Source organism: Halobacillus naozhouensis (assembly GCF_029714185.1).
Taxonomy (GTDB): domain Bacteria; phylum Bacillota; class Bacilli; order Bacillales; family Halobacillaceae; genus Halobacillus_A; species Halobacillus_A naozhouensis.
The window spans coordinates 2,859,712-2,885,583 of the sequence record NZ_CP121671.1 but is presented as its reverse complement, the minus strand read 5'-3'; the positions used below and the strand labels follow the sequence as shown (position 1 = coordinate 2,885,583).

Sequence of the window (25,872 nt, the reverse complement as noted above, 5' to 3'; positions counted from 1 at the left end):
GATTATTTGTACTCGGCTGATTGATTCGTTCCTCTCAGTCTGTGTGTCATGTTTTTCTTTATCTGGTATTAAAGAAAATAAAATATTATTCATTTATGAATGGAGTAATACGGCATAGATCCCCCTCGGTGTTTGTCATATTTGTTTAAAAGCTTAGATATGCTGTTACTATTATGGAATAAAAGGGGAGAGGACGCTGATGGCAGACTTTCAACAAACCGCTAAATTCGAACATGGGTTTTGGCTGCAAGTATTAGGGGATCACGCTCGTTTTATCCATGACTCACTCGCACCAGAAGAAAAAGAAGAAATCGAAATGGCTAACCATTTTATTCAAGTATTTGATCACCTTTTGGCAAGAGTTCCAGAAGGAGATTTGATAGAATTAAGCAAACAAGCTGACGAATCGGGAAAGAGGCTAAGGGAATTTAAGCTTCATATTATTGAGCAACATCTGTTTGGAAAGATTAAGATAGGATTGGGTCCAACTTTCATCAATCATATGGTGAATGAATTGGAAGAGTATTTACGCATTTTGACATATTTGAAAAAAGGAGAAGTACCGCCTGTCTTTCATGAACTTCATCATCATTTGCTATGGCTGTTAGATGCTGCAGGCCATGCAGGAGCCATCTCAGATAATATGGATCGAATCGAAAAGAAAATTAAAGCAAAAAGTGACGATTTTACGAAGGATTTTGAAGATTTTTATCTGAAAGCCGTTGAAATGACAGGGTTTTTAAGAACAAATCTTTCTACATTCCCAGCCCTTGAAAGATTTAATCATAATGTTTCCCTTGAAATGAAGCTCTTCAGTAATTTCCTAAATGAGATCGAGGAGTTAGAGTTAAGTAAGGAGGCATTAGGGACATTTGCCCCGCTGATGGCTGACCATATGATGAGGGAAGAATGCTATTATCTGATCAAGCTCTCAGAATCAACGGAGCTTCAGCAGCCAAATTGTGATCCAACTAAACCTCGATTACAAACCTAATATTATAGGTGAAGATAAAGAAGGGGACACTTCATGCATTTGCGTGAAGTGTCCTCTTTTCTTTTGCATAATTATCCCATTAAAGGAAAAGATTAATATAAGTAATCATGTGGGGAAGGTGATAGGAATTGGCAAAGAATCAAAGGATTTGTGAGGTATGCGGCAGAATTCAACAGGTGGATGAGGACAATTTACCTGAAAAAACATACGACATTTATGATGTATGTGAAATGTGCACGGACGATCAGGAGCTCAATTTTTAATGTAACCTGCTTTCCCACGGAGAACTAGCAGAAGTTTTACCAATTCAAGCATCAAAAAATACCGAAGCTGCATTTGCTTCGGTATTTTTAAATTAGGCAGGTACCTTCGCGGTCTTTCGCGTGCCGATAAGGTGTTTGTGAAGGAAATACTCACACACTCCTATAACCAGGGACGTAATGAGGGCTCCTGTGAAGGTAACCTCAGCACCAGTAAAGATATTAGAAAACCCCCAAATAATAATAATCGACGTTACAAAATCCAGAAGTGTGCTTTTCCATAACGCGTTTTCGTCATTTAGGAACATGTATTCCATAACTAACCCGATGGCTGTAAGCACAATGGCGACCATGATAGGCTGCCAAATGGAGCCATAATCTACACTTTCTAAAAAGTACATAGCTAAAATGAGTACGATGGGGAGGGTAACAATTTTTACCAATAAACTTGTCATAGTATCTGCTCCTTTATTGATGTGTCACTGAGTATTATTTTTTGAGAGGCAGCTTCTTATACATATTCTTTAAGAAGAAAGTCCTGATTTCAGTAATGAATAGTAAGATGGATAAGGCCATTTGTTTGAGCTGAAGCCCAGTTTAAAGATAATTAGACAAACACCTATTCTTTCCTCTCGCATATGGTAAGAATTGTACCCTATATGAGGAGAGGATTGAATGTTTTACCATGTAAAGGAGTTACAATACGAGGCGAAAGTTTCCCGTCCAGATCCGGAATATGCGAAAAAACTTCAAGAGGTGCTCGGAGGCCAGTGGGGAGAGATATCGGTTATGATGCAATACCTAATGCAAGGTTTTAATGTCCGAGCCAATAAAAAGTATCGTGACTTACTATTGGATATTGGGACGGAGGAAATTGCTCATGTGGAGATCTTATCTACGTTAATCGCCCGCTTACTTGATGGTACTTCGCTGGAAGCCCTGGAAGCGCAGGAAAATGCCTATAAGACTGACCCGGCAGTGGCGGCTGTACTTGGAGGAATGAATCCGCAGCATGCCATCGTTTCAGGTCTAGGAGCAATGCCTTCTGACAGTGTAGGAAATCGCTGGACCGCAGATTACATTATTTCTAGCGGTAACCTGCTTGCTGATTTTAGAGCTAATTTAAATGCAGAGTCACAAGGACGTCTTCAAGTAGCCCGTCTTTATACTATATCAGATGATCCTTTGGTTAAAGATACATTAAGCTTTCTTTTAGCCCGTGATACAGCCCATCAGAACCAGTGGATAGAAGCCATTAATGAGCTCGAGCAGCAAGCTCAGGATGTTGTTGTCCCTACAACTTTCCCACGCGAAAAAGAGTTACAGGCAGTATCCTATGATTTTTATAATACGTCTAGGGGGAACGCAGATGCGGACGGTCCGTGGGCTCAAGGGGTTGCCCCAGATGGAAGAGGACAATTTAATTATGTCCATCAGCCTGTTCCGTACGGGGATAAGGCAAAGTTGTCTCCTGCTCCTAAAGATGTTTATGATACTCCGCCTTCTTACTAGATAGAAAAAGCTGCGCATCCATTGGATACGCAGCTTACTTCTAATCCTTATCCTCACCAATAATTCTTACTTCTCTTTCCAAGTCGACGCCAAATTTATCTTTGACTGTTTTTTGTACATGTTCGATCAAAGAGATATAATCTGTCGTTGTTGCATTATTTTTGTTGACGATAAACCCGGCATGCTTCGTAGAAACTTCAGCTCCACCAATGTTCGTTCCCTGAAGCTTACTGTCCTGAATAAGTTTGCCTGCAAAGTATCCAGGTGGGCGCTTAAAGACACTGCCGCAAGAAGGGTATTCTAATGGTTGCTTGGATTCACGTTTATAAGTAAGGTCGTCAACCACAGTCTTAATGTCTTCATAGTTCGCCGGTTTTAGGTTAAAAGTTGCCTCGATGACAATGTCACCATTGTCAGGTATGTTACTGGTACGATAGTCCAGATCTAATTCCGTAGCCAGCCGCTTCACGATATCTCCATTCCGATCTACTACGTAAGCGTAGTCGAGAACATCCTTAATTTCACCACCGTAAGCCCCTGCATTCATGTAGAGAGCTCCTCCGACCGTTCCAGGTATTCCGCAGGCGAATTCAAGGCCTGATAGGCGTTGTTCCATGGCAAACCGTGAGGCATCGATAATACGAGCACCACTTTGAGCTACTAGAGTATTTTCCTCTGTAGAAATGTTATCAAGGTGTTTAAGGTTTATGACGATTCCACGGATTCCACCGTCCTTAATGATTAAATTTGACCCGTTGCCAAGCAGCGTGAAAGGGATATTCTCTTCATTAGAAAACTTAACGACTTTTTGTATTTCCTTAAATGTGGTGGGGGTGATAAAGAAGTCAGCTTTGCCGCCAAGTTTAGTGTAGAGGTGATTCCTTAAGTTTTCTTCCCGCTTTATGTTATCTGCTTTTACAAGCTCTAATAATTTATCGTACGTTTTTTGTTTATTAAACATGAACACCATTCCTATTTGCAAGTTTTCTTCATTACTGAAGTTTATAATAAAATGGGCAATAATCAAAGTTATTTTTATACAATTATATCTCAGTGAACGTTAAATAATCCTTCATAAAACAAATCCTTTCTGAAATAAGCAATCTTAACTAATTTAGTAAAAGCAGTTGACAGCGTTTACACAATGGTTTAAATTGTAAGTAACAAGTTAACTACGTGATGGAGATTTGGAGACTCACACTAATTTTAGTACTTTACCCTGAGGAAAGTGCTAGGATTTTAGTGTGGGTCTTTTTTATGTCTTCAAAATAAGGTTAACGAACCAAAAGGAGTGAACTTATGTCTGAGTTTGTTGCTGAATTGTTAGGCACGATGATTTTGGCTATTTTTGGCAGCGGAGTAGTCGGTGGAGTTGTATTGAAAGGTACAAAAGCAGAGGGAGCCGGCTGGGTTGTCATAACGATCGGCTGGGGGCTGGCCGTAACTATGGGTGTGTATGCAGTTGGCAATTTTACCGGAGCCCATATTAACCCTGCCGTCACCTTGGGCTTTGCTGCAGCTGGAGAATTTCCCTGGTCGAAAGTTCCTTTATATATTAGTGCGCAAATGCTTGGTGCTTTTATCGGAGCGGTTATTGTTTTTTTGAATTATTTACCACACTGGAAGGAGACAAAAGACCAGGGAGCGAAACTTGGTGTATTTGCCACTGACCCGGCTATCCGCAGTCCATTTTCCAACTTAGTAAGTGAAATAGTCGGTACATTCGTTCTATTAATGGGATTAATGTTTATTGGTGCAAATGAGTTTACAGATGGGTTGAATCCATTAATTGTCGGGGCCTTAATTGTGGCGATTGGAATGTCCTTAGGTGGAGCTACAGGATATGCGATCAATCCTGCCCGTGATCTTGGCCCGAGAATCGCGCATGCCCTGCTGCCAATTCCCGGCAAGGGTGGCTCTGACTGGAGCTATGCTTGGATTCCGGTGGTAGGTCCTGTCTTGGGCGGAATCTATGGTGCTGTCTTCTACAGGGCATTATTCCTTGGAGAATTTACCACTTTATTTTGGGTGTTAAGTGCGATCATGGCTTTCATTCTAGTCGGTGCGGCGAGATCTGAATTAAAAAAAGATGAAACCGCTGCAGATAAATTTGAGGAAAAAATAGTCTAAATTAACCTAATTCAATACTATAATCGGAGGGTGGTTTTCAAATGTGTGAAACATTCATATTATCGCTAGACCAAGGTACGACAAGCTCAAGGGCAATTTTATTCAATCAAAAAGGAGAAATTGTTGAGACAGGTCAGCAAGAGTTTGAGCAATTTTTCCCTAAACCGGGCTGGGTGGAGCATGACGCGAATGAAATTTGGACATCGGTTCTTGCCTGTGTGGCTGAGGTACTTAGAAAGGCAGATGTTGAGCCTGATCAAATAGCTGGAATCGGTATTACAAACCAACGGGAAACGACCGTCGTATGGGATAAACATACCGGAAAACCAATTTATAAGGCGATCGTTTGGCAATCCCGTCAGACGGAAGGCATTTGTAAAGAACTGCGGGAAAAAGGACATAATGAGCTGTTTAAAGAAAAAACAGGGCTGTTGCTGGATCCATACTTTTCAGGGACGAAAGTGAAATGGATTTTGGACCATGTGGAAGGTGCCCGTGAAAAGGCAGAAAAAGGTGATTTGCTTTTTGGAACGATGGATACGTGGCTCGTCTATAAGTTGTCTGGCGGAAAAACTCATATAACAGACTATTCAAATGCCTCAAGAACGTTACTTTTTAATATTTATGATCTTGAGTGGGATGAGGAGTTATTAGAGATTCTGGACATTCCGAAAGCAATGCTGCCAGAGGTCAAACAATCTTCTGAAGTGTATGCCAAGACAGTTGATTATCATTTCTTCGGGCATGAGGTTCCGATCGCCGGAATTGCTGGAGATCAGCAAGCTGCTTTGTTCGGTCAGGCGTGTTTTGACAAGGGAATGGCTAAAAATACGTACGGCACAGGCTGCTTTATGCTAATGAATACTGGTGAGGAAGGAGTAACTTCTAAACACGGATTGCTGACAACGTTGGCGTGGGGAGTCGAGGGCAAGGTCGAGTATGCGCTTGAAGGAAGTATTTTCGTAGCTGGTTCGGCTATTCAATGGCTTCGTGACGGCTTGCAATTGATTGAAAATGCGCCGCAAAGCGAGGACTTTGCGACAGCAGTTGACTCTACGGATGGAGTTTACCTCGTTCCAGCCTTTGTCGGTTTAGGAACACCCTACTGGGATAGTGACGCCCGCGGTGCCGTGTTTGGATTAACCCGAGGAACTACCAAGGCCCATTTCATCCGAGCAACATTAGAATCACTGGCTTACCAGACGAAAGATGTTCTTGATGCGATGATAGCTGACTCAGGAATTGATGTAAGTACATTACGTGTGGATGGCGGTGCGGTTAAAAACGACTTCTTAATGCAGTTTCAGAGTGACATCCTTGGTGTACCCGTAGAGAGGCCCGTTGTTCAGGAAACAACAGCACTAGGGGCAGCTTATCTTGCTGGGTTGGCTGTTGGGTATTGGAAGAATAAAGAGGATATTGCGAGACAGTGGCGGAATGACCATACATTTGCTGATTCAATGGAAGTTAAAAAACGAGAACAGTTGTACAGTGGATGGAAAAAAGCTGTAGCTGCCACCAGGGAATTTAAATAGACACGGATACGGTGTTCTAACCCGGCTAGGATTACACTGGCTGGGTTAGAATTTTTTTAAAAAAATCAAGGTGATGGGAACAATAAAGAAAGCGCTTTATTAGAGGGAAAGTTTCATATTTTCAGAAAATTAATTGCGAATTTACGCTGAAATCTGTATCATCGTTATAATAGAAAAGTATTATATTTTGTTAGATAGGCAGGAAAGGATGGAGACAATGGCTGAGAAAAAGGATTTGCGTATTCGTAGTAAAGTGATCAGTGAAGGTGTGAACAGGGTCCCGAACCGTTCGATGTTACGTGCGGTTGGCTTTAAAGATGAAGACTTTCAGAAGCCGATGATTGGTATTGCCAGTACATGGAGTGAGGTAACTCCTTGTAATATACATATTGATGACTTGGCTAAAGAGGCGAAGCAGGGAGCAGCTGATAATGGTGGAGCTCCGATGATTTTTAATACGATTACAGTCTCTGACGGAATTGCAATGGGTCATGAAGGAATGCATTATTCTCTGCCAAGCCGTGAGATCATTGCTGATTCTATTGAGACGGTTACGAATGCAGAACGTTTAGATGGTGTTGTTGCCATTGGAGGGTGTGACAAAACGACGCCAGGCTGTCTTATGGCGCTTGGCCGCTTGAATATTCCTTCCGTCTATGTTTATGGAGGTACCATCCAGCCGGGTAAGTTGAACGGTAAGGATATTGATATCGTGTCCTCATTTGAAGCGGTTGGTCAGTACCATGAGGGGACTATTAATGATGATCAACTTCATAAGGTAGAGTGTCATGCTTGTCCTGGCGCAGGAGCTTGTGGTGGCATGTACACGGCCAATACGATGGCCTCCGCTGTAGAAGCGCTGGGTATGAGTATTCCAGGATCGTCTTCTACTCCAGCGGTAAATGACTATAAGGAACAAGAGTGTAAACAAGCAGGTGAACTGGTTGTTGGTTTGCTTGAAAAAGGTATTTATCCTCGTGACATTATGACAAAGAAAGCTTTTGAAAATGCGGTTACGGTCGTCATGGCGCTAGGCGGGTCAACGAACGCGTTTCTGCACTTAACAGCGATGGCGCATTCAGCTGGTGTCGATCTCTCTCTCGATGATTTTGAGCGCATTCGCCAGGAGGTTCCGCATATTGCTGATATGAAACCAAGCGGAAAATATGTGATGCAGGATTTATATGAAAGTGGTGGAGTACCTGCAGTCATGAAGCTGTTGCACGAACAAGGGTTGCTGCATGGTGACTGCTTAACTGTGACAGGAAAGACTGTGGCAGAAAATCTTGAAGAAGCGGAGCCGTTGAAAGAAGGCCAGCAGGTAATCGTGCCATTTGATGAGCCTATTAAACCAAATGGTCCTCTTGTTTTATTAAAGGGAAACCTTGCACCAGAAGGGGCAGTAGCCAAAATGTCCGGACAGAAAATCAGCCGCTTCGAAGGTCCGGCACGGGTTTTTGACAGTGAGGCGGATGCGACAACTGCCATCGTGGGAGACGAAGTGAAAGAAGGCGATGTGGTTGTGATCCGAAATGTTGGTCCAAAAGGCGGGCCTGGAATGCCGGAAATGCTCTCCATTACTTCCATGATTGTAGGGAAAGGTCTTGGAGGTAAAGTGGCCTTATTGACGGACGGGCGTTTTTCCGGAGGTTCGCACGGGTTTGTAATTGGACATGTTGCCCCTGAAGCGTTCGTTGGCGGCCCGGTAGGTCTACTTAAAGAAGGCGATACGATTATGATTGATAGTGATACACAACAGATTAATTTTGACGTAACAGACGAAGAGTTAGAAAAACGCAAGCAGGAATGGGTGCAACCTGAACTGCGACACAAGACAGGAGTACTTGCGAAATATGCTCGCCTCGTGTCTTCGGCCGCAAAAGGCGCCGTTACTGATTATGATTTAGACTAATCTGATAAAAGAGCCCATGCGGCTCTTTTTTTAGGAATTACTTTCGTGACGAGGAGGTTCTGACATGACCACACTTGGTTTGATTAGGCATGGAAGCACACCGTGGAATAAAGAGAAAAGGGCACAGGGAAATTCGGATATTCCACTGGATCAAGAAGGAAGACAAGACGCATATAAGTTGGCTGGACGCTTAGATGATGAAGAATGGGATGTCATTTACTCAAGCCCTTTAAAGCGAGCTAAACAAACTGCAGAAATTATAGCCAAACGATTATCCATTCAAGAGATTTTGATCGATCATAGAATTAGAGAAGCATCAGGCGGGCAGATTGAAGGAACAATAGAGGAAGAAAGAATAGAGAAGTGGGGAGTAAACTGGCGTGATCTTGATCTGGGAATAGAAAAGCAGCCTAGTATTTTTGAGCGAGGGAAGTCCTTTGTGAAAGATGTGGTTATCAACCATCCAAATAAGCGAGTGCTTATTGTAAGTCACGGCGCTTTTATTGGACACCTTGTTTCGGGTTTAGACGAGGGGTTTAAAGAGGTTGAGAGGCTGGACAACACATCTGTTACTTTAGTAAATAAATTAGAGGAAAAGTGGAGATGTGATCTTTATAATTGCACCAAACATTTGACTGTAAAATAGTTCGAAAGACTCTAAGTCTGATTTCAATTTTAAAACTTGGAAAACGATAAGTTTTCTTCTGAAGGGATACGCTTAACAAGGCGTGTCCCTTATTTTTTGTTCTTTTTTAAGGAAAGCGGTAAGGGTGAAAAAATCTCTAATTATTCATACATTTGAATTCAATCTTTGTTACTGAAGTGGTACACAAGGTTCATTGACATTGATAATCATTATCAATTATGCTTGTTTTGCAAATCAATTGAAAATAATTATCAATTAGAAAAGGAGTTTTTTTATGCTGACACAGCTGGAGAAAAACAACCAATCCTTATTAGATACACAAGAGCAACGCGAATCAAATGCCCGTTCTTATCCACGTAGAATTCCTATTGCAATCGATAAAGCACAAGGGATCTTTGTGACAGATATGGATGGGAAACAATACTATGACTGCTTAGCAGGTGCAGGGACATTAGCTCTTGGCCATAATCATCCAAAAGTGATGGAGGCGATGGAACAAGTGATCAAAGATCAAAGACCTCTCCACACCCTCGATTTGACAACGCCTGTAAAAGAAGAGTTTATAAATGAAATATACGCTGCCTTGCCCCAAGAGTTTACCGAAAAAGCTAAAATACAATTTTGCGGGCCGACAGGCGGGGACGCTATCGAAGCGGCAATGAAACTTGTAAAAACCGCCACAGGGAAAAGCACAATTTTATCTTTTCATGGAGGATATCATGGATCTACACATGGAACCATGTCAATTAGCGGAACTTTGGGACCTAAAGAAAAGGTGCAAGGGCTGGTACCAAACACACACTTTATGCCTTATCCCTACACCTATCGCTGTCCTTTTGGGATAGGCGGAGAGGAAAGTCATCAAATTAGCAGCAAGTATATTGAAAACATGTTAGATGATCCTGAAAGTGGAATCTTACCGCCTGCAGCTATGATTTTAGAAGTTGTTCAAGGAGAAGGCGGATCAATTCCGGCAAATATAGAATGGCTGAAGGAAATGCGGCGAATAACAGAAGAAAGGAACATTCCGCTTATCATCGATGAAATTCAAACAGGTATTGGACGTACTGGCAGATTTTTTGCATTTGAGCATGCCGGTATTGTCCCTGATGTTGTAGTCTTATCCAAAGCCATAGGGGGCAGCCTGCCATTATCTGTCGTGATCTATGATAAGAAGTTAGACCAATGGCAGCCTGGAGCTCATATTGGAACGTTTAGAGGAAACCAATTGGCTATGGCTGCTGGCACAGCCACCATTAAATTTATTAAGGAACAGAACCTGGTCGCTCACGCTGAAATAATGGGAGATCGATTAATGGGCTTGTTGACGAAAGTGCAAAAGGACATACCGGAGCTTGGAGATGTCAGAGGCAGGGGGTTAATGATCGGTGTTGAAATAGTAGATCCAACATTGAAACCCTCTTCTGATGGAAGTTTTCCTGCTAATCCAGAGCTTGCTAGTGCCATTCAGAAAAATTGCTTAGAGCGAGGTTTGATTGTAGAGGTTGGTGGCAGGCATGGAAGTGTTGTTCGGTTGTTACCCCCTTTGATCATCACCAAAGATCAAATTGACGACGTAGCAAACATCCTAAAAGAATCCATACTTGCTGGATTAGAAGAGAGAGGTGGTTAACCGTGCATTCCTTACAAGTAATGAAAGGTGATGAGACAGCGTACAACGCATTTGATGACTTGTTTTTTCATAGAGGAGCTGAAGGGTTAAAAGCTTATGAAGAGATCGTACAGCACGTCTCCACAAAACTGACCGAAGTTTTTTCGGATTTTGATCAGCCCTATAAGGGAGGGAGACCTGACGAAGTTCGAAAAGCGATAAGCGGTATGGTCATGGCAACAAGGCAAGGGGAGACTTTGAGGGATTTATTAGAAGAAATAGATGTACCTTTTTTAAGAAACAACCTTCATGTATCTCACGAAAAAAGTGTGGCTCATTTGCATTGTCCCCCTTTACTGTCAGGGATCGCGGCAGAGATGATCATTAGTTCATATAATCAATCGATGGATTCATGGGACCAAAGCACAGCAGCTACTTACGTGGAACGAGAGATGATTGCCTGGTTAACACAGCGTTTTGGACTTTCTGAAATATCTGACGGGGTCTTTTCAAGTGGTGGCAGTCAATCCAACTATATGGGGCTGCTTTTAGCTAGAGATTCTTTTTGCGAGAAGCATTGGGGCTGTAATGTCCAGCAAGAAGGATTACCTTCTGCGTTTAAAAGGATGAAAATTCTATGTTCCGAAGATGCCCACTTTACTGTTCAGAAATCAGCATCACAACTTGGATTAGGAGCTGAAGCTGTCGTAACCGTAGAGACAGATCATAATCACAGACTAAGTATTTATGACTGCCATGAAAAGATAGAGATGTTGAGGAAAGAAGGTTCTTTGCCATTTGCCTTGGTCGGAACTTGCGGAACCACAGATTTCGGAAGTATTGACCCACTCGAAGAACTGGCAGAGGTAGCTGGCGAAAATGGATTATGGTTCCACGTAGATGCCGCGTTTGGCGGTGCATTAATTTTAAGCCGGACACATGCTCATAAATTAAATGGGATTCAATCAGCCGATTCCATTACAGTGGACTTTCATAAGTTGTTTTATCAGCCGATCAGTTGTGGCGCCTTTCTTGTTAATGATGGACGTTCATTCCAATATACGAACTATCATGCTGATTACTTAAACCCTGAAGCAGATGAAGAAGAGGGAATTACTAATCTAGTCAACAAATCAGTTGTAACGACAAGAAGATTCGATGCTTTCAAACTGTTTGTTTCCCTTAGAACTGTAGGAACCGATCGTTTTGCTGAAATGATTGACCATACTTTCGTGGTAGCCAATCAATCCGCACAGCTTCTAGAGGATTTAGACCATTTTCATGTGTTAAATCAGACTCCTGAACTAAATACGATCGTTTTTCGCTTTCAACCAAGGGGGATCGCCAGGAAGGAAATAAATGAACTGAATCGTTCTATCCAGCAGCAGTTGTTTGAACAAGGAATGGCTGCTATTGCAAAAACTAAGGTTCAAGAGGATATCTATTTGAAGTTCACTTTGTTAAATCCTAGAACGGAGATTCAAGATATCGATGCTATTTTGAAAGACATAGAGGTGCTGGGTTTTAATGAGATTAAAACAAGGAGGATAACTCAATGAATGAAGTCAAAAGAACTGCCGAACAGGTTACCATGCAAAGCTTCGCGAATTGTTATGTACGTGAAACCGGTCATTTTCAATTAATGAACAGCAGCGACTTTCCACGAATGACGACAGTGGAAGAGCGAGTCATCGCATGTGAATTGTCTCATCAAAACTTAACACTTATCTTTCCTGTCCGCTATTGGTCACTTACCGGTCGCCATCAATTTGCTTTTCCCTTTTATATGCAGCCAGGAGAAGACGGGGTGCTTCTCCCCCTTGATTATATTTCATTAGTCGCCTTGATTACGAAGGAGCTTTCACTAAATCACGGTCGTGGGAACACGCAGGATGAACTGATGCTCCGAGTCATCTTGAGTTGTCAGAATTTAAACAAATATATTGAAAGTCGTAAAGGAGACTCGGACCGTCTAGTTCAAGGTGATTTTGATTTTATCGAAGCGGAACAATCCTTACTATTAGGACATTTGCTGCATCCTACTCCTAAAAGTAAACAGGGGATAACGGAAAAGGAAGACAATCTTTATTCACCAGAAATGAAAGGCGAATTTCAGCTTCACTATTTTAAAGCAGAACAAGACGTAATTATTCAGGACAGTTCCTTGCAACATTCAGCAGGCCTGCAAATGATTAACCAACTTCAAGATGATCCTGAGATATCACAGGAGATGATCGAGCAAATTTTGAATGAACAGAACAACGCTGTCCTATTCCCTGTACATCCATTACAGGCTCAGAAAATGCTTGAGGATCAGGGAGTAAGAGAATTACTTGAGAAGGACCAACTTGAATATATAGGTCCATTAGGTTCACCGTATTCAGCGACGTCATCATTTCGGACAGTCTATAGACAAGACTCCGAGTTCATGTACAAGTTTTCCATCCCGATAAAAATTACAAACTCCTTGCGTGTCAACCAGCAAAAAGAGTTGGACAGAGGGGTTGAGATTTCCAAGTTGCTCGATACGGAAATGGGAAGCAGTTTATATGAAGCCTTCCCGAGCTTTGAGGTTATTCAGGACCCAGCCTATCTTAAGCTACTTTTGCCAAATGCTGGTTCTACTTATGATGTGGTTTTACGGCGTAATCCTTTTTACGAAGGCAGTCGCCAGGTTACGTTAGTGGCGGGTTTGTGTCAGGATCATGCTTACAGTGAACAATCACGATTGCAAGTTTTGATCGAACAAATCGCTGCGAATGAAGGCAGAACGGCTGCAGCAGTCAGCCACGATTGGTTTGATCGGTACTTGTCCTTAACGTTAGAGCCTCTCCTCTGGTTATACAAGAAATATGGCATTGTATTGGAAGCCCATCAGCAAAATTCAATTGTTAAGTTAGAGGATGGATACCCTGTTCACTTTTATTATCGCGATAATCAGGGGTACTATTTTAGCCAATCAAAAGCCGAACACTTAAGAAAGATACTGCCAGATTTAAATAAGAAAAGTGATACGGTTTGTGCCGATGACATTGCGGATGAGCGGTTCAGATATTACTTTTTTCTCAATCACTTGTTTGGATTAATCAATAGTTTTGGCATGAAAAGGCTAATCTCAGAGGAACAATTGATGGAACTTTTACATGAACGGTTAAAGGAGCATGAAGAGGAGTATTCTGAACCGTCAGCTTTGCTGAATTCCCTTTTATATGAAGATAAATTGCCTTGTAAAGCTAATCTATTAACCAGGTTTTACGATATGGATGAACTTACAGGATCATTAGAAAATCAATCCGTCTATACCCTCGTGGATAACCCTCTTTACAGAAAGGTGGAAAGTGTACATGGAATATGAGGTTTTGGATGAAACGATCAACCAATCTATCGCATTTAGGCCCATTGAGCTGGAGAAGGATTTCCCGTTTATTATGAAATGGATGCATCAGGAGCATGTGATCCCGTTCTGGCAATTAAATATATCTGAAGAAGCATTGTTTAAGCATATGGAAAAAAACGTTTCTGACCAGCACCAGAGGACATATATCGGATTATTAGACGGCGAGCCGATGAGCTATTGGGAATCTTACTGGGTGAAGGGGGATGTAGTGGAAGGAAGCTATCAGGCAGAACCTTTTGATCAAGGCATTCATTTGTTAATCGGTGAAAAGGAGTATCTGGGAAAAGGACTAGCGCTTCGTTTATTGAAAGCTATGGTGAAGTTCCAATTCAGGTATCAAGATACGCAAAAAGTGATTGCAGAACCTGATTGCAGGAATGCGAGAATGATTCATGTGTTTGAAAAATGCGGGTTTGAAAAAATAAAACCTATCCAGTTACCTGATAAAAAGGCAATGCTCATGTTTTGCGAGCGGGAAGTTTTTGAAAAGAGGTGGTCAAGTGTCTATTCATGAACAAGAGAAGGAGCCAATTTACGACCTAATAGGAGTAGGGCTTGGTCCGTTTAACTTAGGTCTTGCCGCTTTACTAGATGAGGCAGACGACATAGATGGGGTGTTTCTTGACAAAAAGCCGGAATTTGACTGGCATCCTGGAATGATGATTGAAGGAACGACACTTCAAGTTCCTTTTTTTGCTGATCTAGTCAGTTTGGCAAATGTGCAAAGTGACTATAGCTTTTTAAACTATTTGCAGCAACACGGGCGGTTGTATCACTTCTATTTTTTAGAGAAATTCCATATTTCACGAAAAGAATACAACCACTATTGCAAGTGGGTGTCTGAGCAGCTTGATAATTGTCGCTTTAATATGGACGTGCAGGCTGTCCATGAACTTCAACTTGACCACGGAGAAAAAGTTTATGAGGTTCATGTGGAGGAGTTTGGTCAAAAATCTAGGACTCGAATGCTGACGCGAAATCTAGTAGTTGGGATTGGATCTGTACCTTCGATACCGTCTACCCTGCAGGAGCATGTGGGGAAGACTATTTTCCATACATCAGATTACTTAGAGAAAAAGAAAACTGTATCAGCTGCGGATTCGATTACAGTGGTCGGATCCGGACAGAGTGCAGCAGAAGTATTTCTTGATTTGTTAAAAACAAGAGGAGAAGATGCTGAAATCAATTGGTACACCCGGTCTAAGGGGTTTTTTCCAATGGAATATTCAAAACTCGGGTTAGAGTATTTTTCACCAGATTATACAAAATTCTTTTATCAATTGCCCCAGCATAAGAAAGATGCCTTATTACAAGAACAGGATCTTCTCTACAAAGGAATCAGCATGGACACGATCGCAGATATATACGATTGTTTATACGAAGGAACTGTGGGAGGCCATCAAAAGTTGAACGTGCATTTACAGGCGATGTCTGAAATTATGTCTATTGTAGGAGCACGATCAAATTGGAAGCTGCTGGGACGGCAATTTGTAAATGGAGAAACATTTGAAAGTGATAGTGATGTCATCATCCTTGGAACAGGATATAAAACAGAAATTCCGAAGTTTCTATCTCCTTTATTCCATCTGATTGACTGGGATGACCAGGGCAGATACAACGTGGGAGAAGATTATAACATTATTAATCAACGTAACTCGGTATTTGTGCAGAATGCAGAAATGCACTCACATGGAGTAGGGGCCCCTGACCTTGGGCTGGGTGCCTATAGAAATGCAGTTATTATTAATCGGATTGCCGGAAGAGAAGTCTTTCCGTTACAGGAGCACTGTGTATTCCAAACCTTTGGGACAGTTAATCAATCAGAGAAAGAAGGGTCCGTATGTTATATGCCAAGCAAATAAAGGAAGTATTAGATAAAGATCGTTGGAAGCATGCTAATAAACAGTTGATAGCAAAAATGCTGGCGGAATATATGTACGAAGATATGATTCAGCCTGAGGTTGTGGCAGAAAGTGAGCTTACTGCTTATAAATTGGTTGTGAATAGCCGTAAATTCTATCATTTTCTAGCCCGAAAACGGTACTTTGATAGTTTTGACGTAAAGGTAGACTCTATTGAGGTCGAGGAAGACGAGAGAAAGAAAGAAGCAGCAAGTGCAGTTGAATTTCTTCTCGATATTCAGCCGTTAATCGGCATGTCACCTGAAACAGCTGGTCATTTAATTAAGGAATTGAATCACACCTTGCTGGCTGATGCACATATTTCGAAGGATGGTTCAGTGAGGTCAGATGACTTAATCCATGAAGATTATGCCTGGCTGGAAGGGAAGATGACAGGCCATCCGTGGATTACTTATAACAAAGGCAGAATCGGGTTTGGGTATGATGACTATTTGGCTTATGCTCCGGAACAACAGAAGCAAGTTAAATTACTATGGATCGGTGTTCATCGCAACAGGGCAAGCTTTCAAGCTGTACAGGGTCATAACTATCAAACCTTAATTGATCAAGAACTTACGACGGACGAAAAAGAGACGTTTCAAAGCGAGCTGGAAAAATCCAATGTCGACCCGGAGCATTATTACTTGATGCCTGTCCATGAATGGCAGTGGAAGAATAATATCATTCAACAATTCGCAGATGACTTGGCTTACGGTTACATTATTCCATTAGGCAAGGGGAAGGATAATTATTTACCACAGCAATCGATCCGGACATTCGTTAATCAAACAAACGAAAAGAAACATCATGTTAAGCTGCCGATGAGCATTTTAAATACACTCGTATATAGAGGACTCCCCTCGGAGCGAACGTTGATCGCACCTGAAATTACATCATTTATTAAAGGTATCTATGAGAAGGATCCCTTTCTAAAAGAGGATTGTCAGGTGATCCTCCCAGGGGAAGTGGCTAGTATAAATGTTGACCATCGTAATTATGATCTGCTCAAACAAGCTCCTTATCAATATCTTGAAATGCTTGGGGTCATTTTCAGGGAAAGCATCTATTCGTATCTTGAAGAAGGTGAACAGGCCATCACATTAGCTGCCCTGTTATATGAGGATGCTGAGGGGAAACCTTATATACAGAGCTTGATCGAGCACTCTGGTCTCACTCCGGAAAAATGGATAGAAAATCTACTTCAAGTCGTTATGGATCCTCTGCTTCATTTTCTATATCAATATGGAACGGTGTTTTCCCCACACGGGCAAAACACAATTCTCGTCTTAAAAGATTACAAACCTCATCGTCTGGCTGTGAAAGACTTTGTTGATGATGTCAACATTAGTGATCAGCCTTTTGAGGAGTTACGCGGACTGACGGATGATTTGAAACAGGTGCTAAGGAGTGAACCGCCGGAAGGATTGACACAGTTCATTTTTACTGGGCTATTTATTTGTCATCTGCGCTATTTGGCCTCAATTCTGGATAACCATCAGTTGTTACCTGAAACGGAATTTTGGAAAACGTTATCTCATTCCATTGTCGATTACCAGAAGAAGTTTCCCCACTTAGAAGACCGTTTCAAGTTGTTTGACTTCTTCAAACCCGAGTTTACCAAACTGTGCTTAAATCGTAATCGTATGGTGGATTATGGATACGAGGACGGTGAGGATCGCCCGCACGCCTCTGAATATGGAACAGTGACGAATGCTCTAGCTCACTGTTTAGTTCGTTAGACGTTTTATCTGTGTAAAAAAGTGGTAGAAAGTATGGTGTGAAATGATTAAGAAAGGAATGATAGAATGGCGCGCCATACTCGTTTAGGGAAATCGGATATAAAAGTGAATCCAATTGGACTTGGAACCAATGCAGTGGGAGGACATAACCTGTACCCTGATTTAGATGAAAAGGCCGGTAAGGATGTTGTTCGGACAGCTATCGAGCATGGAATCAATTTTTTAGATACAGCGTTTATTTATGGTCCTGAGCGTTCAGAAGAGCTGACAGGCCAAGTTGTGAAAGAGCATGGTAAGCGGGATGACGTTGTACTAGCAACCAAAGGGGCCCATCAATTTAAAGGGGATGATGTAGTGTTTAATAACTCCCCCGACTTTTTAAGAGAAGCAGTTGACTCGAGTCTGAAACGGCTGCAAACAGACTATATTGATTTGTTCTATATTCATTTTCCAGATGAAGATACGCCTAAAGATGAAGCTGTTGGTGCATTGAAGGAACTAAGAGATGCCGGAAAAATTCGGTCGATTGGAGTATCCAATTTTACATTAGATCAACTGAAGGAAGCGAATAAAGATGGCTATGTTGACGTGATTCAGTCAGAATATAACCTGTTTAAACGGGAAGCAGAACAAGAATTACTTCCATATACTGCAGCCAACGACATTACGTTCGTTCCTTATTTTCCATTAGCATCGGGACTGCTGGCAGGTAAATATGATCGTAACAATACCTTTAATGATATCAGGGCTAAAAACCCACTATTTCAGGGTGACGAATTTCAACGTAATCTTGAAAAAGTAGAGCAAGTACGTGAGATAGCGGAGTCAAAAGGTGAAGAGGTCGCCCATGTTGTGCTAGCCTGGTATTTAACACATGATTCCATTGATGCGATCATACCTGGGGCGAAAAGGGAAAGCCAGGTCATCGACAACTTAAGAACATTGGATGTGCAACTGACGGATCATGACATCACCCAAATCGATGAGATTTTTTCATAATGAGAACAGAAGACCTGTCCGAGGGGGGGCGGGTCTTTTTCATGTAATTAGAAAATTATTTCAGTAAGGAAAGCCTGTTACGACCGTCCTTTAAGAAGTTCCTTAAATTATTTTTCGGAAAATTCCAAAACAAGGGTTGCAAAAGTGGAATAATCATCGTAAACTGTTTTATAACAGAAAACAAAATAATTTAACTGTTATACAGAAGGGGGAGTTAATATGAAAATGAATGAAACACGTAGAAATGCAGGAATCACTTGCCCGCAGTGTGGTTCCGAAGTGGAAGGCAGTAATTATACGTATATGATGGAGTGTAATCGCTGCCTTTCCAAGAAAGAGGAGTAAATTTTTTTAGACATATTGTTATATAACATTATGATTAATTGTTTTATTAATATATAACAGTGAGGTGAACAAACAAATGTGATGATCCCTTAAAGTAGTGATTTTGATAACGGTCATTGAAATTAGGTATTGATTGGAAATTTATATGAGCTGAATAATTTAAGGAGGAAGTGCAATGGGGAATAAGCGAGCAGACATTTTAAGAGAACAATGGGAACAATCCGATAGATGGGAAGGGATTACCAGACCTTATAGTGCTGAAGATGTACTTCGTCTCAGAGGATCGATCGATATTCAACATACACTAGCGGAAAAAGGATCGAAAAAGCTATGGAAGTTACTACATGAAGAAGACTATGTTCATGCTCTTGGAGCTCTGACTGGAAATCAAGCGATGCAGCAAGTTAAAGCAGGGTTAAAAGCAATCTACTTAAGTGGTTGGCAAGTGGCTGCAGATGCCAACTTGTCCGGCCAAATGTATCCAGACCAAAGTTTGTATCCTGCAAACAGTGTTCCACAAGTAGTCAAACGCATCAATCAGGCCTTGCAGCGAGCAGACCAAATTCATCACATGGAAGGAAACGATGATATCGATTGGTTTGCTCCAATAGTGGCAGATGCCGAAGCAGGGTTCGGCGGGCAGCTGAATGTGTTTGAATTGATGAAGGGGATGATCGAAGCAGGAGCCGCTGCGGTTCACTTTGAAGATCAGCTCTCCTCAGAGAAAAAATGCGGGCACCTTGGCGGTAAAGTTCTTCTGCCGACACAAACAGCTGTACGAAATTTAATATCAGCTCGATTTGCGGCTGATACAATGGGGGTGCCTACTATCATTATCGCACGTACAGATGCCAATGCAGCTGATTTGATTACAAGTGATGTAGACCCCATTGACCAAGAATTTATTACAGGCGATCGCACCGCAGAAGGATTTTTCAAAACGGAAGCAGGGATCGATCAGGCGATCGCCCGCGGATTATCCTATGCTCCTTACGCCGATTTAATATGGTGCGAAACAGCACACCCTAATTTAGAGGAAGCGAGACAGTTTGCAGAGGCGATTCATGAAAAGTATCCTGGAAAACTGTTAGCTTATAATTGTTCACCATCCTTTAACTGGAAGAAAAAGTTGGATGATGCGACGATCGCCCACTTCCAGGAAAAGCTGGCGGAGATAGGTTATAAATTTCAATTTGTTACCTTAGCTGGATTCCATGCCCTCAACCATGGAATGTTTGAACTCGCCCGACAGTATAAAGATCGCGGCATGGAGGCCTATTCCGAATTGCAACAAGCTGAATTTTCGAGCGAAAGTTACGGGTATTCCGCAACACGCCACCAGCGGGAGGTAGGCACAGGCTACTTTGATGAGGTAGCACAGGTGATTACAGGCGGGACTTCGTCTACTACAGCATTGAAAGGCTCGACGGAAACTGAACAATTCCAAAGTGAAAGTATAACCCAGTCCTGAACTGAGGCCCGCTGTAAAAGGCGGGCCATTTTTACGGGCTAACTACTCAGGCACACTCCATCATTCCCATCATAAACTATGCACTAGAATTCATGTAATCAATTGACGGGAGTGAGGCCATGATGGTGCGTACAGGGGAACAATATAAGGAAGGGATTGATCAGTTAAACACAGCGGTGTGGGTGGAGGGAAATGAAGTAAAGGGGAAGATTTCTCATCATCCTGCTTTTCAAGGAGTTGTTCAAAGCCAATCTGAACTATATGATTTACAGCACATAGAGCGATTAAAGGAAGTCATGACATACACTACTCAAAAGAGTAAAGAGCGAATAGGGATGTCCTATTTAATCCCTACTTCAAAACCCGACCTTGAGCGACGACGGAAAATGGTGCAAGTATGGGCTCGTCATTCAGCTGGATTAATGGGAAGAAGTCCGGATTATATGAATACAGTGTTAGCTGCCTTTGCAAGTTCTGTTCATCTGTTAAAAGATAAACCTAATTGTTTCCCGGAACATTTGAAACAGTTCTATGAATATGCACGCTCACATGACCTATCTTTTACTCACACTTTCGTAAATCCCCAAAATAACCGTTCGCAATTGTCTTTTTTAGAAGAAGGTCAAACGAACGCACGAGTAGTGAAACGAATCGAGGAAGGACTTGTCGTGAAAGGTGCAAAATTACTGGCGACTCAGGGTGGGATAACGGATGAGATCATCGTATTCTCAGCGCCAGGGGTTCAAGATAAGTCTCATGCGTTTGCTTTCTCCATTCCAAGTGATACAACTGGGTTAAAGTTCGCGTGCAGACCTTCCTTTGTAAAAGATGCTTCACACTTTAATGCTCCGCTTAGTTCACGGTTTGAAGAGATGGATACGGTTGTTATTTTTGACGATGTGCTAGTGCCCTGGGAACGCGTGTTTTTTTATGACAATGTGAAGGTTGCGAATGACTTTTATATAAAAGGAAACTTTGTCCCCTTTACTCTGCATCAAATTGTGTCCCGACAAGTGATTAAAATGGAGTTTATTCTTGGTCTTGCCCAAATGATCGTTGACACGATTAATATTAGCGAATATCAGCATGTGCAAAGCAAGGTAGCAGAGATTATTAAAGGACTTGAATCCTCAAAAGCGTTACTACTGTCTTCTGAGACAAATGCAAGTCTCGATGACGAGGGAGTGATGATTCCCGATAAGATTCCACTCTATGTCGCAGTGAACCAATTTCAGGAAACTTATCCGAGATTTACTGAAATTATTCAATTGCTTGGTGCCAGCGGAATGGTAACTCTTATGGATGAAACTCAGTTTCATTCAGCAATAGGAACTGAATTAGACCATTATTTACAGGGTTTTGAGGTTAAAGGGCGAGAGCGGGTTCAGATCTTTACGTTGGCCTTTGACCTTTGTATGAGTGCGTTTGGGTCAAGGCAATCGCTATATGAAAGGTTCTTTTTTGGGGATCCGATTAGATTGTCACAGATCATTTACCAGTCCTATTCAACGGATAGTTATACATCTTTTGTGAAGGAGATGCTGGAAAGGGAAAAAAGCTGACTATGAAAGTCAGCTTTTTTCTTATTTAGTATTTCTTCTTTTTGTTCGCTGTTCTAACTGCGAATCTGGCTGCTGGTCAGCTACATCCTCTGTCAAACCTTGTTTGTTTACGGTTGGCTGAACCTTTCGTTTCTCAGAATTGCTCTTTTTGCTCATGGCTTGCACCTCCACGTTTTAGTATAGACTCTTACTTAACGGCTTATCCATTTATGGTTTCAGGATAACTTTTATGCAATCATCATGTTTTTCATCAAAAATATCATAACCATGTTCTGCTTTATCAAGTGGTAGTCTATGAGTAATGATATCTGTTGGGTCGAACTCCTCATTTTTTATCATTTTGTACAGCTCAGGCATAAAATGTATGACTGGTGCCTGTCCCATTTTTAATGTAATGTTCCTAGCAAAAAAATCACCGAGCGGAAACTGATTATATCGTGTTCCATAAACCCCTACTAGGCTAACCGTGCCACCTTTTCTTACAACTTTACTCGCTAGCTGAATGGCCCCCATTGCTCCTCCTTGTAATTTCAGGGCACTTTCGACCATTTCTGCAACATTTTTCTTCCCATCCATTCCGACGCAGTCCACTACTGCATCTGCTCCGCCACCTGTTATTTCTTTAATGTGAGCTCCAAGGTCTTTTGTTTTTGAAAAATCAAATACCTCGACATGATTGGTGCGTTTAGCATGCTCTAAACGGTAACCAACGTAATCAATTGCAATCACTCGTTTGGCACCTTTCATCCAGGCGAATTTCTGTGCCAATAGGCCGACAGGACCGCAGCCTAGGATGACAACAGTGTCATCTTGTTTGACTTCCGCTTGTTCAATACCCCAGTAAGCTGTCGGGATAATATCAGATAAGAAAAGCACCTTCTCATCTTCAAGTTCACTGTCTTCAGGGACAACAAATGGGGTGAAATTTCCATAAGGTACACGCAGGAGTTCTGCCTGCCCGCCAGGATATCCACCGTATGTTTCCGAATAACCAAAATAAGCTCCTGCTTCTCCGTAGGCGTTAGCATTATCACATTGACTTTCGAGGTCCATCTTACAGTACATACACTCCCCGCACGAGACGTTAAACGGGATGATAACACGATCCCCCTTTTTTACCCTGTTGACTTCTGGACCAACTTCTTCAACCACGCCCATCGGTTCATGACCGATAATATAGTCTTCTGGAGTGTGAGGGATCATTCCATGGACTAAGTGTAAATCGGAGCCACATATTGCCGTATTTGTAATCCTGACTAAGATATCGTCTTTTTTCTGGAGGGAGGCGTTCGGAACTTCTTTCACCTTAACATCTTTAACCCCTTGATAAGTCACAGCCTTCATCGTATAGTCTCCTCTTCTTATTTTTGCAATATATCTATTGTTTGCAGGAGGTTAGGTGGTTATTCTTAAGCATTTTGCGAATGCTAGGACTGTGGTCGAGGAGGTTATGTGATGAGTAAACAAAACAAGAAGTACGAAACGATTGGTGACCGTCGGTATGAATCAGCCGATTATGAGCGCAGGGATGATATATCTCAGGGGTTAGCTACTACTCATGAACAAGCATCTGATACGTTAACAGAAGGCACGTACGATGCTCAGGTTGATCAAGTTGACCAAGACGGGCGGTTAGTCAGCCATAAAGGAAAGCACCTTTCTAACAAGGAAAAATAGTACCTAAAGCTCACCTTTAAATGAAGGTGAGCTTTTTAATTTTACAAAATATTGACTGGAAGTGTGCTAAAATGGCGGTAATTACGAGGGTGAATGAGGAGGATGAACTTGGAAAAATCCAGGATATTGATTATTGAAGATGAAGAGAAAATTGCCCGGGTTCTGGAGCTTGAATTAACATATGAAGGATATGAAGTGGGGAAAGCTTTTGATGGAATGGGAGGGTTGCAAAGATACCATGAAGAGCAATGGGATCTGCTGCTGCTTGACATCATGCTGCCTGGAATAAGTGGAATAGAGTTATTAAGAAGGATTCGTTCTAATGATCAGCATATGGCTGTCATCATGTTAACGGCGAAGGATTCTGTTGAGGATAAAGTATCAGGACTCGATTTAGGGGCAAATGATTATATAACGAAACCTTTTCAAATAGAGGAACTGCTGGCAAGAGTTCGTGCTGCCTTAAGAAATCATTCCAACTCTGCGGATGATGAGTCAGCGGCTTGGATAGAGGTGGCGGATCTACGTCTTAATGAGCAAACACATGAAGTCTTCAGAAAAAGTGATCTCATCGAATTCACACCAAGGGAGTTTGATTTGCTTGCTTATTTAATGAAAAATAAACGTCAGGTGCTGAATCGGGAGCAAATTTTAGATGCGGTTTGGGGCTATGATTATTATGGAGATACGAATGTAGTTGACGTGTATATTCGTTACATACGAAATAAGATGGATAAACCTTATGATCCTGCATTAATTCAAACAGTTCGTGGGGTCGGCTACGTGCTAAAGGGACCGCGATGAAGTTAAGAAATAGAATTCATTTGTACACGACGGTACTGTTTGTGGTCCTACTCGTTCTGATTAATGTAGCGGTTTATTTTTCTTTTAGCCGAATCATGTATTCAAGTGAATTAGAACAGACAGAGACCGAAGCTGAGCAGATTGTAGCAGCTCTGAATAGTAATCAACCGAGCTTGCCAGTTTCTAAGCTTTTACGCGCTTATGTACCTGTAAATGGAATTGTGCAAATCGTTATGAAGGATGATGTAGGGCCAGGGTCGGCGTCCCCAGGCTATAGCAGCCTACGAGAAGGCTCTATACCATTTTACCCCGAAGAAGTGTCCAAGGTTATTGATTATAAAGAGACTAAGCACGCCATGGTTTCGGTGCCCATTATTTGGTCAACTGGAGAGGTGGCTGCCTTGCAGGTTGTTGAGAGCCTGAAAACTACAGAACGGAATTTACAAGTACTACAAATTGTTCTCATCATAGTCACTCTGGTTGCGATCATTCCACTATTTATATCCGCAAGGTTTTTAAGTAATTTGATTACGCGACCGATCACATCGATGACGAACACGATGCAGGAAATACGTGAAAGTGGACGATTTAAACAGCTTGACCTTCCAGAGAAATCAAGTGATGAACTGTATGTAATGGGGGAAACATTTAATGAAATGATAAACCTTCTACAGTCCAATTATGAAAAACAGGAGCAGTTTGTATCAAATGCCTCCCATGAATTAAAGACTCCATTAACGGTTATTGAATCGTATTCGAGTTTGCTGAAACGGCGAGGCAGACAGGATGCAGAGCTTTTTGATGAATCGATTGAAGCCATTCATTCTGAAGCGGTACGGATGAAAGATTTAACACAACAACTTCTGGTATTAGCAAAACATGATGAGTACTGGAATGCAGACATAACGGATATTGAACTTGGAGCATTTTTACAAGAAAGTGTACGAGCTTTTGAAAAAGCTTATAAACGAAGGGTAGAGGTATTCGTTGAGGAAGATTTGATTGTGTTAGCGGATGCACAGAAATTGAAGCAGCTTCTCTATATTTTCATGGACAATGCAAGAAAGTACAGTGAGGAAGAGGTTCAAGTAGAAGCGTATAGGGAGAAAGATCAAGCTTATATCCACATTACCGATTACGGAATCGGCATTAGCAAAGATGATTTAGTAAGAGTGTTTGACCGTTTTTATCGGGTGGATAAAGCTCGAACTAGAAAATCTGGAGGCTTTGGGTTGGGATTAGCCCTGGCTAGAGATTTGGCGCAGGTGATGGATGCGGAACTACATCTGCACAGTGAAGAAAAAGCAGGGACGAAAGCGACGATAAAACTGCCTCTTTCTCAGTGATTTCTCATTTTAATTTTGTATGGTAAAAGT

General features: G+C 41.8%; 23 protein-coding genes. 19 read left to right on the top strand and 4 right to left on the bottom strand.

Annotated elements, in window-relative coordinates; all coding sequences use genetic code 11:
* Positions 1 to 199: 199 nt before the first annotated feature.
* A complete protein-coding gene (locus P9989_RS15155) occupies positions 200 to 994 on the top strand; it encodes a DUF2935 domain-containing protein (protein ID WP_283075705.1) in 795 nt (264 codons plus the stop codon).
* A gap of 355 nt (positions 995 to 1,349) precedes the next feature.
* Here the strand turns inward: P9989_RS15155 and P9989_RS15150 are convergent, their stop codons facing one another.
* Positions 1,350 to 1,709 carry a DUF2512 family protein gene (locus tag P9989_RS15150; protein WP_283075704.1) on the bottom strand — a complete coding sequence of 120 codons (360 nt, stop codon included), beginning with the start codon at positions 1,707 to 1,709 and terminating at the stop codon, positions 1,350 to 1,352.
* A gap of 220 nt (positions 1,710 to 1,929) precedes the next feature.
* Between P9989_RS15150 and P9989_RS15145 the strand changes: the two genes are divergently transcribed.
* The gene (locus tag P9989_RS15145) at positions 1,930 to 2,766 is read left to right on the top strand and encodes a manganese catalase (RefSeq protein WP_283075703.1); all 837 of its coding nucleotides are present in this window, start codon (positions 1,930 to 1,932) and stop codon (positions 2,764 to 2,766) included.
* Between the two features lie 40 nt (positions 2,767 to 2,806).
* On the opposite strand, the gene murB is transcribed toward P9989_RS15145, so the two are convergent.
* Complete coding sequence (gene murB / locus P9989_RS15140) at positions 2,807 to 3,727, bottom strand: UDP-N-acetylmuramate dehydrogenase (protein WP_283075702.1); 921 nt, start codon at positions 3,725 to 3,727, stop codon at positions 2,807 to 2,809.
* A 338-nt stretch (positions 3,728 to 4,065) separates the two neighbouring features.
* Here murB and P9989_RS15135 point away from each other — a divergent pair, with 338 nt between their 5' ends.
* The 14 genes from P9989_RS15135 (at position 4,066) to hpaB (ending at position 22,015) form a co-directional block, all read left to right on the top strand.
* A complete protein-coding gene (locus P9989_RS15135) occupies positions 4,066 to 4,896 on the top strand; it encodes an MIP/aquaporin family protein (protein WP_283075701.1) in 831 nt (276 codons plus the stop codon).
* A 41-nt stretch (positions 4,897 to 4,937) separates the two neighbouring features.
* A complete protein-coding gene (gene glpK, locus P9989_RS15130) occupies positions 4,938 to 6,431 on the top strand; it encodes a glycerol kinase GlpK (RefSeq protein WP_283075700.1) in 1,494 nt (497 codons plus the stop codon).
* Between the two features lie 217 nt (positions 6,432 to 6,648).
* Positions 6,649 to 8,343, top strand: a complete 1,695-nt coding sequence (gene ilvD, locus P9989_RS15125; RefSeq protein WP_283075699.1) for a dihydroxy-acid dehydratase — start codon at positions 6,649 to 6,651, stop codon at positions 8,341 to 8,343.
* Between the two features lie 64 nt (positions 8,344 to 8,407).
* Positions 8,408 to 8,989: a histidine phosphatase family protein gene (locus P9989_RS15120; protein WP_283075698.1), complete on the top strand. Its 582-nt coding sequence runs from the start codon at positions 8,408 to 8,410 to the stop codon at positions 8,987 to 8,989.
* Positions 8,990 to 9,263: 274 nt separating this feature from the next.
* Positions 9,264 to 10,622: an aspartate aminotransferase family protein gene (locus P9989_RS15115; protein ID WP_283075697.1), complete on the top strand. Its 1,359-nt coding sequence runs from the start codon at positions 9,264 to 9,266 to the stop codon at positions 10,620 to 10,622.
* A 2-nt stretch (positions 10,623 to 10,624) separates the two neighbouring features.
* On the top strand, positions 10,625 to 12,160 hold the full coding sequence (locus P9989_RS15110; protein WP_283075696.1) for a pyridoxal phosphate-dependent decarboxylase family protein: 1,536 nt from the start codon (positions 10,625 to 10,627) through the stop codon (positions 12,158 to 12,160).
* Entirely contained in the window at positions 12,157 to 13,956 is a 1,800-nt protein-coding gene (locus P9989_RS15105; protein ID WP_283075695.1) for an IucA/IucC family protein, read from the top strand. Before P9989_RS15110 ends, P9989_RS15105 begins: the two co-directional genes overlap by 4 nt.
* A gap of 16 nt (positions 13,957 to 13,972) precedes the next feature.
* Positions 13,973 to 14,512 carry a GNAT family N-acetyltransferase gene (locus P9989_RS15100; protein WP_428841956.1) on the top strand — a complete coding sequence of 180 codons (540 nt, stop codon included), beginning with the start codon at positions 13,973 to 13,975 and terminating at the stop codon, positions 14,510 to 14,512.
* Positions 14,505 to 15,860, top strand: a complete 1,356-nt coding sequence (locus P9989_RS15095) for a lysine N(6)-hydroxylase/L-ornithine N(5)-oxygenase family protein (protein ID WP_283078944.1) — start codon at positions 14,505 to 14,507, stop codon at positions 15,858 to 15,860. The genes P9989_RS15100 and P9989_RS15095 overlap by 8 nt, the downstream gene beginning before the upstream one ends.
* Positions 15,839 to 17,638, top strand: coding sequence for an IucA/IucC family protein (locus tag P9989_RS15090; protein ID WP_283075693.1), 1,800 nt, complete (start codon positions 15,839 to 15,841; stop codon positions 17,636 to 17,638). Before P9989_RS15095 ends, P9989_RS15090 begins: the two co-directional genes overlap by 22 nt.
* A 66-nt stretch (positions 17,639 to 17,704) precedes the next feature.
* Positions 17,705 to 18,637: an aldo/keto reductase gene (locus P9989_RS15085; RefSeq protein ID WP_283075692.1), complete on the top strand. Its 933-nt coding sequence runs from the start codon at positions 17,705 to 17,707 to the stop codon at positions 18,635 to 18,637.
* Positions 18,638 to 18,856: 219 nt separating this feature from the next.
* Positions 18,857 to 18,982, top strand: a complete 126-nt coding sequence (locus P9989_RS15080) for a hypothetical protein (RefSeq protein WP_283079021.1) — start codon at positions 18,857 to 18,859, stop codon at positions 18,980 to 18,982.
* Between the two features lie 175 nt (positions 18,983 to 19,157).
* A complete protein-coding gene (aceA, locus tag P9989_RS15075) occupies positions 19,158 to 20,453 on the top strand; it encodes an isocitrate lyase (protein ID WP_283075691.1) in 1,296 nt (431 codons plus the stop codon).
* 119 nt (positions 20,454 to 20,572) lie between these two features.
* Entirely contained in the window at positions 20,573 to 22,015 is a 1,443-nt protein-coding gene (hpaB, locus tag P9989_RS15070) for a 4-hydroxyphenylacetate 3-monooxygenase, oxygenase component (protein ID WP_283075690.1), read from the top strand.
* Between the two features lie 21 nt (positions 22,016 to 22,036).
* Here hpaB and P9989_RS15065 read toward each other — a convergent pair whose 3' ends face one another.
* Together P9989_RS15065 and P9989_RS15060 are read right to left on the bottom strand one after the other, a co-directional pair.
* Positions 22,037 to 22,171: a hypothetical protein gene (locus P9989_RS15065; protein ID WP_283075689.1), complete on the bottom strand. Its 135-nt coding sequence runs from the start codon at positions 22,169 to 22,171 to the stop codon at positions 22,037 to 22,039.
* A gap of 51 nt (positions 22,172 to 22,222) precedes the next feature.
* A complete protein-coding gene (locus P9989_RS15060) occupies positions 22,223 to 23,359 on the bottom strand; it encodes a zinc-dependent alcohol dehydrogenase (RefSeq protein WP_283075688.1) in 1,137 nt (378 codons plus the stop codon).
* 111 nt (positions 23,360 to 23,470) lie between these two features.
* On the opposite strand from P9989_RS15060, the gene P9989_RS15055 reads away from it, so the two are divergent.
* The 3 genes from P9989_RS15055 (at position 23,471) to P9989_RS15045 (ending at position 25,842) form a co-directional block, all read left to right on the top strand.
* Entirely contained in the window at positions 23,471 to 23,692 is a 222-nt protein-coding gene (locus P9989_RS15055; protein ID WP_283075687.1) for a YozQ family protein, read from the top strand.
* A gap of 108 nt (positions 23,693 to 23,800) precedes the next feature.
* A complete protein-coding gene (locus tag P9989_RS15050; protein ID WP_283075686.1) occupies positions 23,801 to 24,496 on the top strand; it encodes a response regulator transcription factor in 696 nt (231 codons plus the stop codon).
* Positions 24,493 to 25,842, top strand: a complete 1,350-nt coding sequence (locus tag P9989_RS15045; protein ID WP_283075685.1) for a sensor histidine kinase — start codon at positions 24,493 to 24,495, stop codon at positions 25,840 to 25,842. The genes P9989_RS15050 and P9989_RS15045 overlap by 4 nt, the downstream gene beginning before the upstream one ends.
* Positions 25,843 to 25,872: the final 30 nt, after the last annotated feature.

Coding starts and splice junctions, on each gene's coding strand:
- P9989_RS15155 (WP_283075705.1), top strand. CDS start 200: ATGGCAGACTTTCAACAAACCGCTAAATTCGAACATGGGTTTTGGCTG.
- P9989_RS15150 (WP_283075704.1), bottom strand. CDS start 1,709: ATGACAAGTTTATTGGTAAAAATTGTTACCCTCCCCATCGTACTCATT.
- P9989_RS15145 (WP_283075703.1), top strand. CDS start 1,930: ATGTTTTACCATGTAAAGGAGTTACAATACGAGGCGAAAGTTTCCCGT.
- murB (WP_283075702.1), bottom strand. CDS start 3,727: ATGTTTAATAAACAAAAAACGTACGATAAATTATTAGAGCTTGTAAAA.
- P9989_RS15135 (WP_283075701.1), top strand. CDS start 4,066: ATGTCTGAGTTTGTTGCTGAATTGTTAGGCACGATGATTTTGGCTATT.
- glpK (WP_283075700.1), top strand. CDS start 4,938: ATGTGTGAAACATTCATATTATCGCTAGACCAAGGTACGACAAGCTCA.
- ilvD (WP_283075699.1), top strand. CDS start 6,649: ATGGCTGAGAAAAAGGATTTGCGTATTCGTAGTAAAGTGATCAGTGAA.
- P9989_RS15120 (WP_283075698.1), top strand. CDS start 8,408: ATGACCACACTTGGTTTGATTAGGCATGGAAGCACACCGTGGAATAAA.
- P9989_RS15115 (WP_283075697.1), top strand. CDS start 9,264: ATGCTGACACAGCTGGAGAAAAACAACCAATCCTTATTAGATACACAA.
- P9989_RS15105 (WP_283075695.1), top strand. CDS start 12,157: ATGAATGAAGTCAAAAGAACTGCCGAACAGGTTACCATGCAAAGCTTC.
- P9989_RS15090 (WP_283075693.1), top strand. CDS start 15,839: ATGTTATATGCCAAGCAAATAAAGGAAGTATTAGATAAAGATCGTTGG.
- P9989_RS15085 (WP_283075692.1), top strand. CDS start 17,705: ATGGCGCGCCATACTCGTTTAGGGAAATCGGATATAAAAGTGAATCCA.
- P9989_RS15080 (WP_283079021.1), top strand. CDS start 18,857: ATGAAAATGAATGAAACACGTAGAAATGCAGGAATCACTTGCCCGCAG.
- aceA (WP_283075691.1), top strand. CDS start 19,158: ATGGGGAATAAGCGAGCAGACATTTTAAGAGAACAATGGGAACAATCC.
- hpaB (WP_283075690.1), top strand. CDS start 20,573: ATGATGGTGCGTACAGGGGAACAATATAAGGAAGGGATTGATCAGTTA.
- P9989_RS15065 (WP_283075689.1), bottom strand. CDS start 22,171: ATGAGCAAAAAGAGCAATTCTGAGAAACGAAAGGTTCAGCCAACCGTA.
- P9989_RS15060 (WP_283075688.1), bottom strand. CDS start 23,359: ATGAAGGCTGTGACTTATCAAGGGGTTAAAGATGTTAAGGTGAAAGAA.
- P9989_RS15055 (WP_283075687.1), top strand. CDS start 23,471: ATGAGTAAACAAAACAAGAAGTACGAAACGATTGGTGACCGTCGGTAT.
- P9989_RS15045 (WP_283075685.1), top strand. CDS start 24,493: ATGAAGTTAAGAAATAGAATTCATTTGTACACGACGGTACTGTTTGTG.